Below are 223 nucleotides of genomic sequence, written 5' to 3' on the forward strand. Positions count from 1 at the left end.
GGCCGCCCGGTCCCGGGCCGGTGCCTGGTAGGAGAACAGGGCGAAACCGGCCGCCGCGACGATCGCCACTCCCGTGCCCGCGGCGGCCAGCAGCAGGGGGCGGCGGAAGCCGTGGCGGGACGGGGCGGACTCGGCCACGGCCGGAAGCCGCTCGGTGGTCGCGGCCGGCCGGGGGCCGTGCGCCACCGCGGGGAACGGCTCCGGGCGGACGGCCGCGGAGCCG

General features: G+C 82.1%; 1 pseudogene. It reads right to left on the reverse strand.

Annotation, left to right across the window (positions count from 1 at the left end):
• Window positions 1-223 (reverse strand): annotated as a pseudogene (locus CCN44_RS44860) (peptidoglycan-binding domain-containing protein); the annotation flags it as partial.

Source organism: Streptomyces tricolor (genome assembly GCF_002155905.1).
Classification (GTDB): Bacteria; Actinomycetota; Actinomycetes; order Streptomycetales; family Streptomycetaceae; genus Streptomyces; species Streptomyces tricolor.